The organism is Oscillibacter valericigenes (assembly GCF_021531435.1).
GTDB classification, from domain to species: Bacteria; Bacillota; Clostridia; order Oscillospirales; family Oscillospiraceae; genus Oscillibacter; species Oscillibacter valericigenes_B.
The window spans coordinates 1-14,424 of sequence record NZ_JAFBIS010000008.1 but is presented as its reverse complement, the minus strand read 5'-3'; the positions used below and the strand labels follow the sequence as shown (position 1 = coordinate 14,424).

Annotated in this window: 17 protein-coding genes and 1 tRNA gene; 13 read left to right on the top strand and 5 right to left on the bottom strand. The window is 50.7% G+C overall.

What is annotated here, in order from left to right:
- Position 1 precedes the first annotated feature (1 nt).
- The 5 genes from JQM68_RS05915 (at position 2) to JQM68_RS05895 (ending at position 3,385) form a co-directional block, all read left to right on the top strand.
- A complete protein-coding gene (locus tag JQM68_RS05915; protein ID WP_235222072.1) occupies positions 2-496 on the top strand; it encodes a hypothetical protein in 495 nt (164 codons plus the stop codon).
- Entirely contained in the window at positions 489-995 is a 507-nt protein-coding gene (gene rimI, locus JQM68_RS05910) for a ribosomal protein S18-alanine N-acetyltransferase (protein ID WP_235222071.1), read from the top strand. The genes JQM68_RS05915 and rimI overlap by 8 nt, the downstream gene beginning before the upstream one ends.
- A complete protein-coding gene (locus JQM68_RS05905; protein WP_235222070.1) occupies positions 949-1,542 on the top strand; it encodes a GNAT family N-acetyltransferase in 594 nt (197 codons plus the stop codon). The genes rimI and JQM68_RS05905 overlap by 47 nt, the downstream gene beginning before the upstream one ends.
- Before the next feature lie 19 nt (positions 1,543-1,561).
- Entirely contained in the window at positions 1,562-2,569 is a 1,008-nt protein-coding gene (tsaD, locus tag JQM68_RS05900; protein ID WP_235222069.1) for a tRNA (adenosine(37)-N6)-threonylcarbamoyltransferase complex transferase subunit TsaD, read from the top strand.
- Between the two features lie 740 nt (positions 2,570-3,309).
- Positions 3,310-3,385: transfer RNA gene (locus tag JQM68_RS05895), tRNA-Thr, on the top strand.
- A gap of 225 nt (positions 3,386-3,610) precedes the next feature.
- On the opposite strand, the gene JQM68_RS05890 is transcribed toward JQM68_RS05895, so the two are convergent.
- The 5 genes from JQM68_RS05890 to JQM68_RS05870 form a co-directional block, all read right to left on the bottom strand.
- Complete coding sequence (locus JQM68_RS05890; protein WP_235222068.1) at positions 3,611-4,765, bottom strand: tyrosine-type recombinase/integrase; 1,155 nt, start codon at positions 4,763-4,765, stop codon at positions 3,611-3,613.
- Positions 4,766-5,154: 389 nt separating this feature from the next.
- On the bottom strand, positions 5,155-7,113 hold the full coding sequence (gene mobP3, locus JQM68_RS05885; protein WP_235222067.1) for a MobP3 family relaxase: 1,959 nt from the start codon (positions 7,111-7,113) through the stop codon (positions 5,155-5,157).
- Positions 7,101-7,520, bottom strand: coding sequence for a hypothetical protein (locus tag JQM68_RS05880; RefSeq protein ID WP_235222066.1), 420 nt, complete (start codon positions 7,518-7,520; stop codon positions 7,101-7,103). The genes mobP3 and JQM68_RS05880 overlap by 13 nt, the downstream gene beginning before the upstream one ends.
- A 276-nt stretch (positions 7,521-7,796) precedes the next feature.
- Entirely contained in the window at positions 7,797-8,237 is a 441-nt protein-coding gene (locus JQM68_RS05875) for a helix-turn-helix domain-containing protein (protein WP_235222065.1), read from the bottom strand.
- A complete protein-coding gene (locus JQM68_RS05870; protein ID WP_235222175.1) occupies positions 8,234-8,443 on the bottom strand; it encodes a helix-turn-helix domain-containing protein in 210 nt (69 codons plus the stop codon). The genes JQM68_RS05875 and JQM68_RS05870 overlap by 4 nt, the downstream gene beginning before the upstream one ends.
- A 342-nt stretch (positions 8,444-8,785) precedes the next feature.
- On the opposite strand from JQM68_RS05870, the gene JQM68_RS05865 reads away from it, so the two are divergent.
- From JQM68_RS05865 to JQM68_RS05830, 8 genes are all read left to right on the top strand, one after another.
- On the top strand, positions 8,786-9,655 hold the full coding sequence (locus tag JQM68_RS05865) for a DUF6076 domain-containing protein (protein ID WP_235222064.1): 870 nt from the start codon (positions 8,786-8,788) through the stop codon (positions 9,653-9,655).
- A 271-nt stretch (positions 9,656-9,926) separates the two neighbouring features.
- The gene (locus tag JQM68_RS05860; RefSeq protein ID WP_235222063.1) at positions 9,927-10,076 is read left to right on the top strand and encodes a hypothetical protein; all 150 of its coding nucleotides are present in this window, start codon (positions 9,927-9,929) and stop codon (positions 10,074-10,076) included.
- A gap of 160 nt (positions 10,077-10,236) precedes the next feature.
- Positions 10,237-10,710, top strand: coding sequence for a helix-turn-helix transcriptional regulator (locus JQM68_RS05855; RefSeq protein WP_235222062.1), 474 nt, complete (start codon positions 10,237-10,239; stop codon positions 10,708-10,710).
- Complete coding sequence (locus tag JQM68_RS05850) at positions 10,697-11,146, top strand: hypothetical protein (protein WP_235222061.1); 450 nt, start codon at positions 10,697-10,699, stop codon at positions 11,144-11,146. Before JQM68_RS05855 ends, JQM68_RS05850 begins: the two co-directional genes overlap by 14 nt.
- 115 nt (positions 11,147-11,261) lie before the next feature.
- On the top strand, positions 11,262-11,960 hold the full coding sequence (locus tag JQM68_RS05845) for a hypothetical protein (protein ID WP_235222060.1): 699 nt from the start codon (positions 11,262-11,264) through the stop codon (positions 11,958-11,960).
- Positions 11,961-12,020: 60 nt separating this feature from the next.
- Complete coding sequence (locus JQM68_RS05840) at positions 12,021-13,010, top strand: hypothetical protein (protein ID WP_235222059.1); 990 nt, start codon at positions 12,021-12,023, stop codon at positions 13,008-13,010.
- 427 nt (positions 13,011-13,437) lie between these two features.
- Entirely contained in the window at positions 13,438-13,902 is a 465-nt protein-coding gene (locus JQM68_RS05835) for a helix-turn-helix domain-containing protein (RefSeq protein WP_235222058.1), read from the top strand.
- A gap of 16 nt (positions 13,903-13,918) precedes the next feature.
- Positions 13,919-14,338, top strand: a complete 420-nt coding sequence (locus JQM68_RS05830) for a hypothetical protein (RefSeq protein ID WP_235222057.1) — start codon at positions 13,919-13,921, stop codon at positions 14,336-14,338.
- Positions 14,339-14,424: the final 86 nt, after the last annotated feature.

Genomic DNA, 14,424 nt, shown 5'->3' with positions numbered 1-14,424 from the left:
GATGGGACATTTTGGATTTTCCTATGTGGGGCTGGTGTGTTTGCTGGCCCTGTTTATCCCCAACCTGTTTTGGACAAAAAACAAGCCGAAAGACTACGACCCCTCCGGAGAAAACCGCGTCCTGCTGGCCTTTGAGCGGGTGGGGCAGGCATGGGTCACCTGCGCGGCGCTGGTGTTTCGGGATTTCAACTGGCATCCCTGGAGGGCCTGGTCCTGGTGGCTGGTGGGCACGGCGGCGCTGCTGGTACTGTATGAGGTCTGGTGGTTCCGGTATTTCCGGAGCGAAAAGACCATGCGGGATTTTACCGCCGGTCTGCTGGGCGTTCCGGTAGCGGGAGCCACATTGCCGGTCCTTGCGTTTTTTCTGTTGGGGATTTACGGAAAGGTGATTTGGATGGTGTTGGGCGTGGTGATATTGGGCATCGGACATATCGGTATCCATTTGCAGCACCGGCGGGAGGCCGCGATCAAGCAAGGAGGAACGAACAATGAGTGAACAGATGCATGTGCGTATCGTACCCATGAACGGAGACCATCTGGACGAGGTGGCGGAGCTGGAGCGCATCTGCTTCTCTACCCCCTGGTCCCGGAATATGCTGGCGGAGGAGTTGGATAACCTGCTCTCCGCTTTCCTGGTGGCGCTGGATGACAACGACCGGGTGGTGGGCTACGCCGGGCTGCAGGTGGTGCTGGACGAGGGCTATATCACCAATATCGCCGTGCGGCCGGAGTGCCGACGCCGGGGCATCGCGGGAAAGCTGCTGCAGGTGTTTCTGGACTTTGCAGAGGGAAACCACCTGGCATTTTTGACCCTGGAGGTGCGGGCCTCCAACTATGACGCCATCGCCCTCTACGGCGCCCGGGGCTTCCGGGGCGTGGGCCGGCGGAAGAATTACTATGAGCATCCCAAGGAGGATGCCATCATTATGACAAGGGAGTTTAACACCGATGGAACTGAGGATACCGTCCCCGGAGCAGCTGCGGACCGTCTATGACCGGGATTTGAAAGAGGCGTTTCCCGCGGCGGAGCTGAAGCCCCTGGGGAACATGGAGCGGATGTGGGCCGAGGGCTGGTACAGGCCTTGGTGTCTGTTTGACGGGGACAACATCGTGGGCGAGGCGTTTTTGTGGCTGGGACATCCCGGCTGGGCGCTGCTGGACTACCTGTGCGTCTCCGCGCATAGCCGCAACGGTGGCCTGGGCTCCGTCATCCTGCAGAAGCTGCGGGAACGGGAGGCGGACACGGTCATTTTCGGCGAGAGCGAGGCCCCGGCGGACGCCCCGGACCCGGAGATGGCGGAGCGGCGGCTGGGCTTCTACGCCCGCAACGGCCTGCGGATGGCAGGCTATGACACCGAGATGTTCGGCGTCCACTACAAGACGCTGTACCTGGCCGCCGGTGAGGTGGACGAGGCGGAGCTGATGCGCCAGCACCGCTTCGTGTACGAAAACACCTTTGCGGCGGATAAATTCCACAAATACGTCCGCATTCCCTATGACCCGGACGCGGCGCCGGGGGCCAAGGTGCCCTGGCAGCAGTGAGAGAAAGAAGTGACATAAGTTGAAAATTCTGGCTTTTGAATCCTCCTGTGACGAGACCGCCGTGGCGGTGGTGGAGGACGGGCGGCGTGTGCTGTCCGATGCCATTGCGTCTCAGGCGGATATGCACGCACTGTACGGCGGCGTGGTGCCGGAGATCGCCTCCCGGAAGCATGTGGAGGCCATTGCCGCCCTGACGGAAAAGGCACTGGCCGACGCGGGCTGTACCCGGGCGGACATTGACGCCGTGGCGGTGACCTACGCCCCCGGACTGATCGGCGCGGTGCTGGTGGGGCTCAGCTTTGCAAAATCTGTGGCCTACGCCCTGAACGTGCCCCTCATCCCCGTTCACCACGTCCGGGGCCACATCGCCGCAAATTACCTGGCGTTCCCGGAGCTGGAGCCGCCTTTCTTGGCGCTGGCCATCTCCGGCGGAAACACCCTCATCGTGGATGTGCGGGACTACACGGACATGGTCATCTTGGGCGCCACCCGGGACGATGCGGCGGGGGAGTGCTTCGACAAGGCGGCCCGGGTGCTGGGCCTGCCCTATCCCGGCGGCAAGCCTTTGGACGACCTGGCGAAGGGGTCTGAGGGCGGCGTTTACAAGCTGCCCCACGCTCATGTAGACGGCGCGCCGCTGGATATGAGCTTCTCCGGCCTGAAAACGGCGGTGGTGAATCTGGCCCACCACGAGGAGCAGGTGGGAGAGGAGTTGGACCGGGCGGCGCTGGCGAAGGACTTTGCCCAGGCCGTCAGCGATACCCTGGTGCCCCGGGTCATGGAGGCCCTGAAGCAGACCGGCTACAAGACCATGGCGGCCGCCGGCGGCGTGGCGGCCAACTCCGTCATCCGGGGAGACCTGGAGCGGGCCTGCGAAAAACAGGGCTGCAAGCTGTATCTGCCGCCGCTGAAGCTGTGCGGCGACAACGGCGCCATGATTGGCGCACAGGGGTATTACGAGTACCTGGCAGGCCACACGGCGGGGATGGAACTGAATGCTTACGCCACGCGGGATATTGCCGATTGACAGAATGTATAAAAGAATGGGAGGGAGCAGGCCGCGGAATCGGCTTGCTCCCTCTGTATAAATGCGGCCCTTTGTGCATGGCTGGATACTATCTTTGCATAATATTGGGAAGGAACTTTCCTTTTTCGATGAAAATGCGGAGGGATTTCAGTAAAAAGCTGTTGGAGGAGGGAAAATACGTAGAAAAATGGATAAAGGACTGCGGGATATATTTTTATGTAAATTTTGAACGAGAGAAAAGATGGCTGTGAAATCCCTGTTACAGAGGATGTAAAAAACTGGATAAAATTAATTAAAATGTTGAAATAAAAAGAAAAATCAGATGTGGAAAACTGTGTGGAAAATGTGAATAACTCCTTGTAGAAGGATGTTATAAATTGTTTTATGTAAATTGAATATATGAAAAAAGAATCGAGATAGATGGAATAAACAGGAAAATAATTTTCGGATTATATAGAAAAATATCGAGAAATATCGTCGTTTTTTTGCAGGACCGAACGAAAAATTTACGAACGGGGAAAAGCCACACACCAAAAGAATGCAAGAGATCATGCAACTATACAAATAGTAATATGCAAAACAAGAGCGTATATCGACCGGATTTCTCCGCGCGAAATGGGTGTTGACGCTGAGGAAAAAATGTGGTATCATCTAGCGTGCTTGAATATTATGCTACTGTAGCTCAGTCGGTAGAGCAGCTGATTCGTAATTTCTATATCACCCCGCGTACAAGTTGATAAGCTGGAATAGCTCAGTCGGTAGAGCAGCTGATTCGTAATCAGCAGGTCGTCAGTTCGAGTCTGATTTCCAGCTCCAAAAGCACCCGAAAACGGCGGTTTTCGGGTGCTTTTCGTTCTAAAATGTTCTTGTTTTCTGCCCCTCATTTTCTGTGCTTGACCCACAATGCGCTGATTACGAATCAATTTTTTGAAATTGAAATAGTCTGAGCACATGCGCAAGCCCCGCGTTTGACCCACACGGGAGCGAAACGCAGAAAGCACCGGAGTTTTCCGGTGCTTTCTCTGCTTCTGTGGGGAGGGTTTACATGGACTGTACCATGAAACTGCCCATCTTTTCCGCGGCCTCTTCCTGCATTCTGTCGGTGGCATGGGCGTAGACGCTCAGGGTGAAGCCTGCGTCGTAGTGGCCCAGCATACTGGATACTGTTTTTACATCGACACCGTTTTGAAGCGCCATGGTCGCGAAGGTGTGTCTGAGATCGTGGAAACGAAGTTGTTCCAGACCTGCGTCTTTCAGGATCTTTCTATGAAGGTTGACCACGGAATCGGGGAACCACATCTCTCCGGTCTTGGGGGAAGGGAACATATAGGGATTGTCCGGATGCTTCTTATGCTCCTGTACCAGCAAGTCCACTGCTTCCTGGGGGATGGAGATTTTTCGGACAGATGTCGCTGTCTTGGGCCGTGACACCTTGATAGCACCGCCCTCGGCACGAACCGCCTGTTTGGACACTGACAGCGTTTTGTGCTCAATATCCAGGTCACTCCAGAGCAGAGCCACCAGTTCCCCCTTTCGTAGACCGCTGGTCAGTTCCAGAAAGAACATGGGAAGCATTCCACGGGCATCGGCTGCCTTGAGGTACGCACCGATATCTTCCTGCCGAAGAATTTTCATTTCCTTTTTCTCTATTTTGGGTATGATGCAGTCTTCGGTGGGATTGCGCATGATGAGCCGTTCTTTTCTGGCACGTTCAAAACAGTTGTGGAGCATCATGTGAAGTCCACGCACATAGGAACTGCTCAGACCAGGTTTCTTCGCTTTCAGAACCTCTCGTACCCGACCATGGTCTTTCAGGTCGTTATAGAGTTTTTGAATGTCCCTGGCAGTCAACTTGTTCAGTTTGATGTGTCCGATGTATGGAATGACGTGGCAGTCGATGAACCGCCGGTAATACGCTGCTGTGGAAGGCCGGACATTGGGTTTGGAGTATAGTTCAAACCATGTCTGCACCCACTCTCCCACGGTGTAGTCATCTGAGCGGATAATATCCAATTCACGGGTTTCCTCCAGAGCTTTCCGGAGTTTTTCCTTTACCTCTGCCTGCGTTTTACCAAGAACACTTTTTACGATACGTTTTCCAGTCTCAGGATCATAGCCTGCCGTATACCGCCCTTCCCATCTTCCGTCAGACCGTTTGCGGATACTACCTTCTCCATTTGCTCTGCGTTTTGCCATTTGCTTTCACCTCCCAGGGGTTTTATTCTTTGATTTGCATCGCATTTCATGCACCGCAATGTTGGCATCGCTGACCATCAGTTGTCACACTCCTCCATTTTGATTTTTGCAAACACACAATAGCGGAAGAGCAAACAGAAAGCCAACAAAAGATTGGATGCCAGAGAATATTCTACGAAAGCAACAACGTGGTCTGTGATAAAACGTGAGGTTGGGGTCAAAAGGACGTTTTTAGATTTTGAAATGTTGATATGCACAAAAATGGTTCGAAATTAAGCCTCAAATGCCGGCCAAAGCAGGCTGAAGTTGGGCCTGATTTTGTGTACCATGCACAACCGTCAATTTCAAAATACCCTTTTGACCCCGGCATCAAAACGTAGGCATAACCTCTACCTCATGGTCATATTCCAACCGCCATATTGCTGTTCCTCATGGTCATTCTCCTTGTGACCATGGGCGAGGCGCTTCTCTCGCAGTTGTTCACGGAGTTTGCGGTCGGCATGGATGAGCCCTGTGCCGCTCTGCGGCAGGGACTTGTCCTGAAAGACGTTCGCCATGTGGTGGAGCAGCCTCGTCACCGCAAGGAAAACCTCCGACGCTATCGAAGCCCTTTGCCTTTCCAGAAGGCACTGCGCATAGCTGTGTCCCTGCTCCGCCGCCTGGGTTAGCCATTGGATACCCGCATCCTTGTCCTGCTCAATCACCTTGCCTTGGAGCAGTAGCTTCCCCAGCAGATACTGCGCATGAGGATTTCCAGCCTGGGCGGATGTGTAGATGTGATCCATGGCCTTGCGGATATCCCTTCTTACCGATTCGCCTTTCAGATATTCTTTGCCCAGACGGTAGGATGCATAGTGGTTTCCATTGTAGGCGGCGTGCTCCAACCACTGGATTCCAAGCTCGGAATCATGGACGCTGGCATCATCAGAGAGATATAGCTTTCCCAGAGCATACTGGGCGGGAGCGTATCCCTGCTTCGCCGCTTTGTCAAACCAGTACCGGGCCATCACCCAGTCCGGCGGCAGCAACGGACCATCTCGGCACAGCTTTCCCATGAAGTATTGAGCACGAACATTGCCGTTCTCTGCCAGCTCCCGCATACTCTCCACGGCATCATCCCGCTCCGCCAGTGAAGAGCCTTCATCCTGTATATCCATGCGCAGCGTCCAGAAGTCCCAGGGCCCATTTTCATCTTCATCCACCTCATCACTCTGCCGCAGGGCATCATCCTCGAAGGTGATCTCTCCCAGCCGGATAGTCTTCGCCTCCTGAATGACCGCATTCTTGATTTGGCGGAATTCCTTCTGCCGTGACAGCGGCGGGCGGTGCCGCTCCTTCTCAGAATAGAAATCTTCCACCTGACTTTGTAGCTGCCACCACTTTTCGTAGCACTCGGCCACGGTAGGGAGCTGCTCCATCTGGTCCACGATTTCATCCACCAGAGCCTTTTGCTTCTTGGGAAGATAGCCGTAGGACTTCTTCCCCTTGACCGTTTCCAGTTGGAGTGCCAGCTCCTGCATGAGACGCTCCGCCTCCGGGTGGTCGCAGATCCTGTTACGCATCTGCCGAACCAACTCCCGCATGGCCTGCCGCGCTTCCCGTACCAGCTGGTCACGGGAAACAGTTTTCTGCTCATAGAGGTGCAGCATCTCTTGTTGAAAGATGTCGTTGGTGAGTTTGGATTTGATTTGCCGGATGCCGTCCTGAGACAGATACGCCTGCCCGGGTTTTACGGACCACGCCATCATGTGCACATGGGGATGGTCGCCTTCATCGTGAAATGCCGCGTACCAACGAAAGTCCTGGGGCGGAATGTTCATGGCGGCGGCGATGTCGTTGCGGTGGGCGCGGAGAAGATTTCTCCACGCCCCGGCATTGTCATAGCCCAGTCGTTCTGCGTCCTCCCGTTTCAAGGAGATGATGTGCGTCCATACGTTTCCCGTGTAGTTCTCCAGTTCCGCCATGGCCTTGTCCAGCTCCACACCATCTTTGTCACCGAAGAGCCCATGAGAGCCGAGCCGTTCCGCTCTCGGCCGCGTTGCGATGTACTTCATGTAGCCATCTGATTTTTGAACGTCACTCCAGTTTTCCTCCAACGCCTGAGAGATGAACGTCGAGGCGTTGGCCTTGGTGGGATGCTCCTGGTAGTCAGCATATTCATCCAGCTTCCTTGCGTCAGGAAAATCCTTCACCAGTTTTACGATAAGCTGCTCCTGTTTTCGAGTGGGAGGGCGGTCATCCTGAATCAACTCTACTCGTTCGCGGGTGGCGATGTATCGCATGTAGCCGCCTGCTGAGTGTCCACCTCCACACTTGATGTACGGACTCTTGACGATCAGCCTTGCCATCCGTCATCATCCTTCACAGATTCCCGCACCCGTTTTTCGAACGAGATGCGGCCATTGGTCTGCTTCACATTCCGGACGCTCTCCGCACGGCGTCGGCGCAGTTCTTCCTCGCTGAACTGAAAGCTGTCCGCGATGATCCCGGAGAGCATATCCAACTCCACCGCCTGTTTGTAGACCAGCAACGCCATTTTGTTTTCCAACTGACCCACCCGACCGTCCAGATAGGACTGGATGGAGGTTGGGAGGAACAGCCCGGCGTCGTTGGCACTGAGATAGTCCAGGTAGAAATCAATGGCCCGCTCAATGAATCCGGTGATGCTGCGGCTGCCGTCCTCCTGATACCGCTTCTCCAAAATTGCCTTTTTCTCCGGCGTCAGGTAGAGAGCGAATTTTTCTTTCTTGCTCAAAATGATTCCTTTCCAGGGCATGACCCCCATTTTTTCTTTGTGGTTGTAGGCTTTCGGGGATGACGACCGCAGAAGTGATAGCGCCCTTTCGATTTTGACCCCACTTTGGAACTCCCCGAAAACCCCCGTAACTGCCCGCACTGCGGGCAGAAGTGACTGAACAGAGCGCCACACTTGACGCCTGTTCTTTATCCCGCTTGTCCTTTCGTCCTCCGAAGAGTCGTGAAAGGCTCCCGAAAACCGCCTCAAAAACCCTTGCAGGGGCTGGGACTCCACTCAGCCCCGAGGAAGCGCACACAGCGGCTCACAGGGGCGAACACGGCCTTGTTTTCGCAGTTCCTCCGCCACCTGCTGACGCTCCGTGACCTCCTCCAGTTTCACCATCTGCCGCTCGTAGGAATGGTTGATGACTTCCTGGATCGGCAGGATGGTGTAGAGCAGGTTCCCATTGCGCTTTTGTCCATTCCGGGTGGTGACCTCAGTCGGTTCCGTAGTGATGAGACCGCGTTCTTCCAACCGCAGCGTGTATTTGCGTACCGTGTTCTCACTCATCCCAACTGCCTCGCCGATGGTTTTGTAGCTGGGCCAGCACTGGTGCGTTTTGCGGCTTTCGCACCGCCGCAGGTAACTGTACACCGCCAACTCACCGGGGCTCAGTCCCAGGAGGAACACCTCGTTAGGCAGAGAGAAAAAGTTCCCTTTGCGAGTATGCTTCATGCGCTGCCTCCCGTATGCTCCGATACCCATCGGATGAACTGTTCCTTGGGAACCACGATGCGGTTCCCGATTTTTAGCGTGGGGAATCCATCTTCGTGCATCAACTCGTACCCACTACTTGGTGACACACCCAACACCTTTGCTACTGTTTCCGCATTCAGGAACAGCGGCAGCTCGTCATAACTTTTGTACGAGGATTCCTTCATGTCTGTTACCTCCCTGTGATTGATTTTTAGCTTTTTATCTGGTACGCTGAGGGTAACATACTCAGGAAGCCGCTTCAATGGATTTGGGCGCGTTCGGGTAAATGTCGATTCTCTATCGGGTACAAGGGGGATGTTATGGAAGAAAAGATGGAGCGCATAGAGATACCATTCACCTACACCTACGACCAATTCACAGTGTTCTTTCATGATGACCATGTTTTTGTTGGAGAGAGGGATGTTCCTATCGGACAGTGCTGCGTGGATATCATGAACTTGGATGAGCAAGTTCTCCATGAAATTAATCGGAGAGTGAGGGAGTTTGTCCCGGCCGCTCAGGCACTCTTGGCAGAAAAAACAGACAGCGCCGCAGCCTCCGCACAGGAGAAGCTGAACGCTGTCTGGGATGTTGTGTTTACATTACCAGTGTACCGGGAATTGAAGATGGATGAGGAGAGCAATTACCACACCTTAGAGCGGCTCCTTGCGGACGAAGAGAAGTGGGCACAGGTGCAGGACCCGGCTTCAGAGGGCCATGCGCTTTACCAGGGAATGATCATTGCCCTGGCGGATTTCGCCAGCGAACTTATGAGGCTTCGCCAGCAAATCGCCATTATGACAGAGAAATATTTTGAGCCGCTGAAGCGGAGAAACAGCGGGGCCTATGCCGAGGCGTACTCCTTCTTCTACGCCCAGATGCTCTCCGTAGCCGCGCATCTTTTTGGCGAGGATTTCACCCAGAGTTTCCCCATGGAGGTGAGCTTCGTTCCTATGATGCACCAGACGAAGGAGGGCGAGATCTTTATAGCGGAGAAGGCCACCTTCAACAGCCTGACGGACTTCCTGCGGACGGAATTCTACCGGGGATTAGCTGTGGGCAACGCACCCCGCCGCTGCCATAACTGTGGAAAGTATTTTCTGCTGACAGCAGGATATAACACCTGCTACTGCAACAACATTGCCCCCGGTGAGACGGAACGCACCTGCCGCAAGGTGGGCGCACACCGGAAAGAGGCCCAGGGCAAGGCAAACCGCACCCCGGCTCAGGTGGAGTATGACCGAGCCTATAACCGGCTGAAGCAGAGGAAGAATCGGAAGAAGATCAGTGTGGAGGAGTGGAACGCCGCTGTCGCGGAGGCGATGAAGGTGTTGGAGCAATCGGAGCATGGCAAGCTCGATGACGAGGAGATGCGGAAGCGCTTCGAGGCGTTTTGAAAGAAAAGACAGGCTGGAAGTTCAGCCTGTCTTTTTTGTTTATGCGGCGCAATTTTTGCGGCCAGATTCTTCTTGTAGCGGCTACACATAGCAGTACGGTGTGCCCCGTGGAGATTTGGGATGCGCCGTGCTATACTGATAACAGATCAGAGAACTTGCTTTCAAATAAAAACGATGAAAGATTTTTGAAAAAATGGTGTGAGGAATTGCGGTTCAACTGCATTTATAAATTAGTTAGTTATAGGCACTTAGATAACGGGTGGGTGGTATTATGCTGGCGGTTCTGTTGGTTGCGTTAGAGAGCGACGAGGACAGACAGAAATTTATAGAAACCTTTGAACAGTATCATGCCCGAATGGAGCGGACAGCTAAAGATAGCTTATATTATGAAGAGGCGGAGTGTCAGCAATCTGATAATTGAGCAAATGGATCGATTCAGAAAAGAAAATGTGGATGCCTTAGCAGAGTATGAAAAGCTAAAAAAATGCTAAAAAAGGCGGCAGGCAAGTAATACTTGCCTAAATGTAAACCGCACACGGTTTACATTTAATGGGATTTTGATTAAATTTGGAGATGAGAGAATGGAATTGTCTCAGAAATTAAAAGTCCTAAGGAAGAAAAAGGGACTGTCCCAGTTTGAGCTTGCTGAAGTGCTGTGTGTGTCCAGGCAGGCTATAACAGGATGGGAAGCAGGAACATCGAGACCGTCGACAGAAAATCTGCAGAGTCTGAGTAGGCTATATAATGTCCCGCTGGAAATGCTCCTGGATGATACAGTAACAGCGGAGCCAGAGCTGGAGAAGATACCTGTAGCGGAGTTGCATGAAGAAACCGGGGAATTGGAACAGGAAAAGGGCAAAGATGGCAGACGGTATAAATTACTTACTGTTATTATAATTTTTGGCTTTCTGCTGGTTCTGCTCGCCGTCAGCGCACAGTCATACAGAGGGATAAACCAAGATAAATCAGAAGCACTAACCTTTAACGAGATGGAAAGCGAGATCATAGATACTACCGAGGAAACAACAGAAGTATCACTTGTTGGAATTGATTAAGAAGGGGGTGAAGAAGATGCGCAGGTTTTTGTGTATGGTAATGACCGGGGTGATGATGCTCGGATTCTTATGTACTAGCGCCGGAGCTGTTGAAGAAGTGAATGTGATTTCGGGGAAATATGAAACGGCGGAAACCGCCATTATGCGGGCAACAGGAACTCTTAATTGTACTATAAAAGCGAATGGGAGCATATCAGTGAATCCAGCTTTCTCGTTGGCAGCAGGGGAAACTGTTCGAATTCGCGCAAACTACTCGCCGGAAGATGCCAGCTTGGATTTCGGATTGATTGATTCAGAAGGAGTATTCCATTATATCAATGTGAAGACAGGCAGTATTGATAAAACGATTGAGGTTCCGGAGAATGGAAGCTATACGCTGATGATCAGAAACAATTCGAGCAAATCGGTCATAGTAACTGGAATCGTGAGATATTGAGACAAGAGAACCGTCGGATGAATCGGTAACACCTTTCAAAGTTAATAGGCCATCAGCCACTTGTTACCGCAGAATGTAAGTAAGAGGCTAACTTTGAAAAAGAGAGGAGCAAATTGTGAAAAAGATTGTTTCTGTTGTGTTGGCTTGGATGATGTTAATTGGTACAACGGTAACGGCATCTGCCGCTGAAGCGGATCACGAAAAGCAGTTAGGGAATGATATTGCATATCTTGAACTTGACGAAGCTTCGCCCGATATGCAGAAAAAAATTTTGAAGGCTAGAGAACAGATTATCTATAACACAGACTGGGTTGCTGATGGTTACAATGGAGCGGTTATGGATGCTGAGACCGGGGAAATTATAGAGGTCCTGCCGCATTTCTCTGAGATTTTTCCTGATTGGGATGTACCTACTGAAGAAATTACAGAGTATGAAGTAGATGCACTGCCACAGATTGGTGTAGGCCCAGATGATTGGCTGCGCTTCTGTTCCAAACGAGTTTATTTGGAAGAGGCGTCACAGAGTCAGAACGCAGATTCATTTGAGACTTTTCAGAATGACCCTTATGAATATGGAACGTGCCTTGCTTTAGGTGCGACTTCGTTATCTTCAAGTGAAACCTACAATGTTGGGGTAACAAACGCATCAACAGGTAAGAGCTTGCTTGTGAAAACAAGACTTTCTGAAGGAATCTTAGCTATTCTGGATGGTGTGTATGATGAGATGCTTAGCTGTAGAGCAAGCACATATAGTGATCCAGGTTGGGCAACGATGGTTATTCAGGGACGGTATCGCGTTTCTGATGTTAGATAAGTCCCTTATGTTTAAGAAGTAATCGAAGAACCTTTGAGTGATAAAAGGAGGAACTTGCATATGAAACTTAAGCGTCTATTGAGTTGTTTCCTTGCACTTGCAATGATGACCTCAATGGTCAGTTTTCAGACGTCCGCTTACGAAGGTTCCAGCAATAATGAGGGATATACGATTGACGAACCGTATGAGTATCCTATCGAGCCTGGGACCGATGAATGGTTTGCAATAGAGAGTCATGCAGAAAAGGTCGAAATGCTGCAAATTCCTCAAGATGTACTAAATGAAATGACAACAGAAGCTCTCGTGGAAAGCGTTGTCAATTACCCTTATTTTCCAGATATGGATTCCTTCTCGACACAGGAACTTGGATACGAGACTGTTCGGAATGGTTTTAATGGATTACAGGAGCTTGAAAGTAGACCAGATGGAATGCTCTGTTTAGCAGAATACTATGAAGAGCAGCAAACTACTCGTTCGTCAGGTATGAGCTATGTAGTCAGAAGAGCAATCGAAATAACTCTGGAAGAAAACAGCGAAGAATGGGAGAATCAGCAAAATATTGAAATTACAAGGGTTTCGCTACCAAGAACTCCCAGTGGAAATCAGGTGACAAGCAGTTGGTGTCATTATGACAGATCAGAAATGACCGCAGGTGATCGTACAGAAATAAATGAATATGTTCGAGATGCGTATGGCCTTGAGCCGTTAAGACAACCTACAACAAAGTATAATTGTCACTCGTATGCTTGGTACAATCGCTCCAGTTCTAACTTGTGGTGGATTGATTGGCCTGATGATTTTATGGAGGACGACTACTACGAGGAAAATACGGGAATAATCAAATCTGGAAATATTGCTGTGTATAGAATGAGCGCATCAAGCACAGAGTATCTGCATTCTGCAGTTGTAACTAATGTTGGTTCTGGTAGCGGGTCTAATCCTCCTATCACCGTAACATCTAAATGGGGAAATTGGGGGTTGTACTCTCATATGTTGTATAACTGCCCTGCAGATTATGGTCGTAATATGCTGTTTTATCAGGAAGCATAAGGACTAAGTGTCTGCGATAAGAGCACATAAAATGATGAATAAAAAGGGCGGTGTAGGGTGATATGATATCACCTTACACCGTCCTTTTTATAACGGTTTACCCGTTTGTGCCCATACAGGGCATGAACGGGTAAACCGTTATACGGTTAGTCTTCTAAATAATGTATCCTGAATAATAGAAAAAGCCTTGTGGTTCAAGACATAGAAGCCCATTCGTGGTATAATAGCTTATATGAAGAGGCGGAGTGTCAGCAATCTGATAATTGAGCAAATGGATCGATTCAGAAAAGAAAATGTGGATGCCTTAGCAGAGTATGAAAAGCTAAAAAAATGCTAAAAAAGGCGGCAGGCAAGTAATACTTGCCTAAATGTAAACCGCACACGGTTTACATTTAATGGGATTTTGATTAAATTTGGAGATGAAAAAATGGAATTGAATCAAAAAATAAAAACCTTAAGAAAGGAAAAAGAACTGTCTCAATTGGAACTGGCCGAAATGCTGTGCGTGTCCAGACAGGCTATATCTAGCTGGGAGGCAGGGACATCAAGACCATCGACAGAGAATTTGCAGAGCCTGAGCAAATTATTTAGTATCCCTTTGGAAATTCTTCTGGATGACACGGCGACAGAAGAGCCGGAGAAGGTTCCTCTAAAAGATCGGTTGGAAGAAGAACACCGAGAGCCAGAACTTGGAAAGGGTAAACAGCGCAAGCTGTTTGCCATTGTAATTTTATTGTTATTGGTGGTCCTGACCGCTACAGTTGTACGTATACTCTCGGGAACAGAGAAAGAAAATTCAGATAAAATCAATTTTAGCGAAATGGAAAGTGAAATTCTGAGTGATACCGAGGGCGATACCGTAGAACTTGGAGAGTTAGACGAGTCTGATTAAGAGGGAGGTGAAGCAGATGCGGAAGTTTTTGTGTATGGTATTGACCGGAGCGATGATAATCGGATGCTTGTGTACCAGCGCCGGAGCAACTGATGAACTCGGTGCGAAGACAGGAGAACTTGAAGCAACGGAGACAATTACCGCACGGGCGACAGGGACTCTTGACTGTACCGTAAAGGCGAACAGCAATGTATCAGTGAAACCCGCTTTTTCGATGGCGGCTGGGGAAACTGTCCGGATCCGAGCAAACTATTCGCCGGAAAATGCCAGTGTAGACCTTGGATTAGTCGATTCAGATGGAGTATACCACTATGTCAATGTGACAACAGGCAGCATTGACAAAACAATTGAGGTCCCGGAGAATGGCAGCTATACGTTGATGATCAGAAACAAGTCGAGCAAATCGGTTGTAGTGACTGGGATTGTGGGATATTAAATAAAAGGTAACTGTTCAGCAGGGGTAAAAATTTGAATCGTCAAAACGTAGAAAATGAGAGCACGGGTGCAGTCAGCAGGACACAC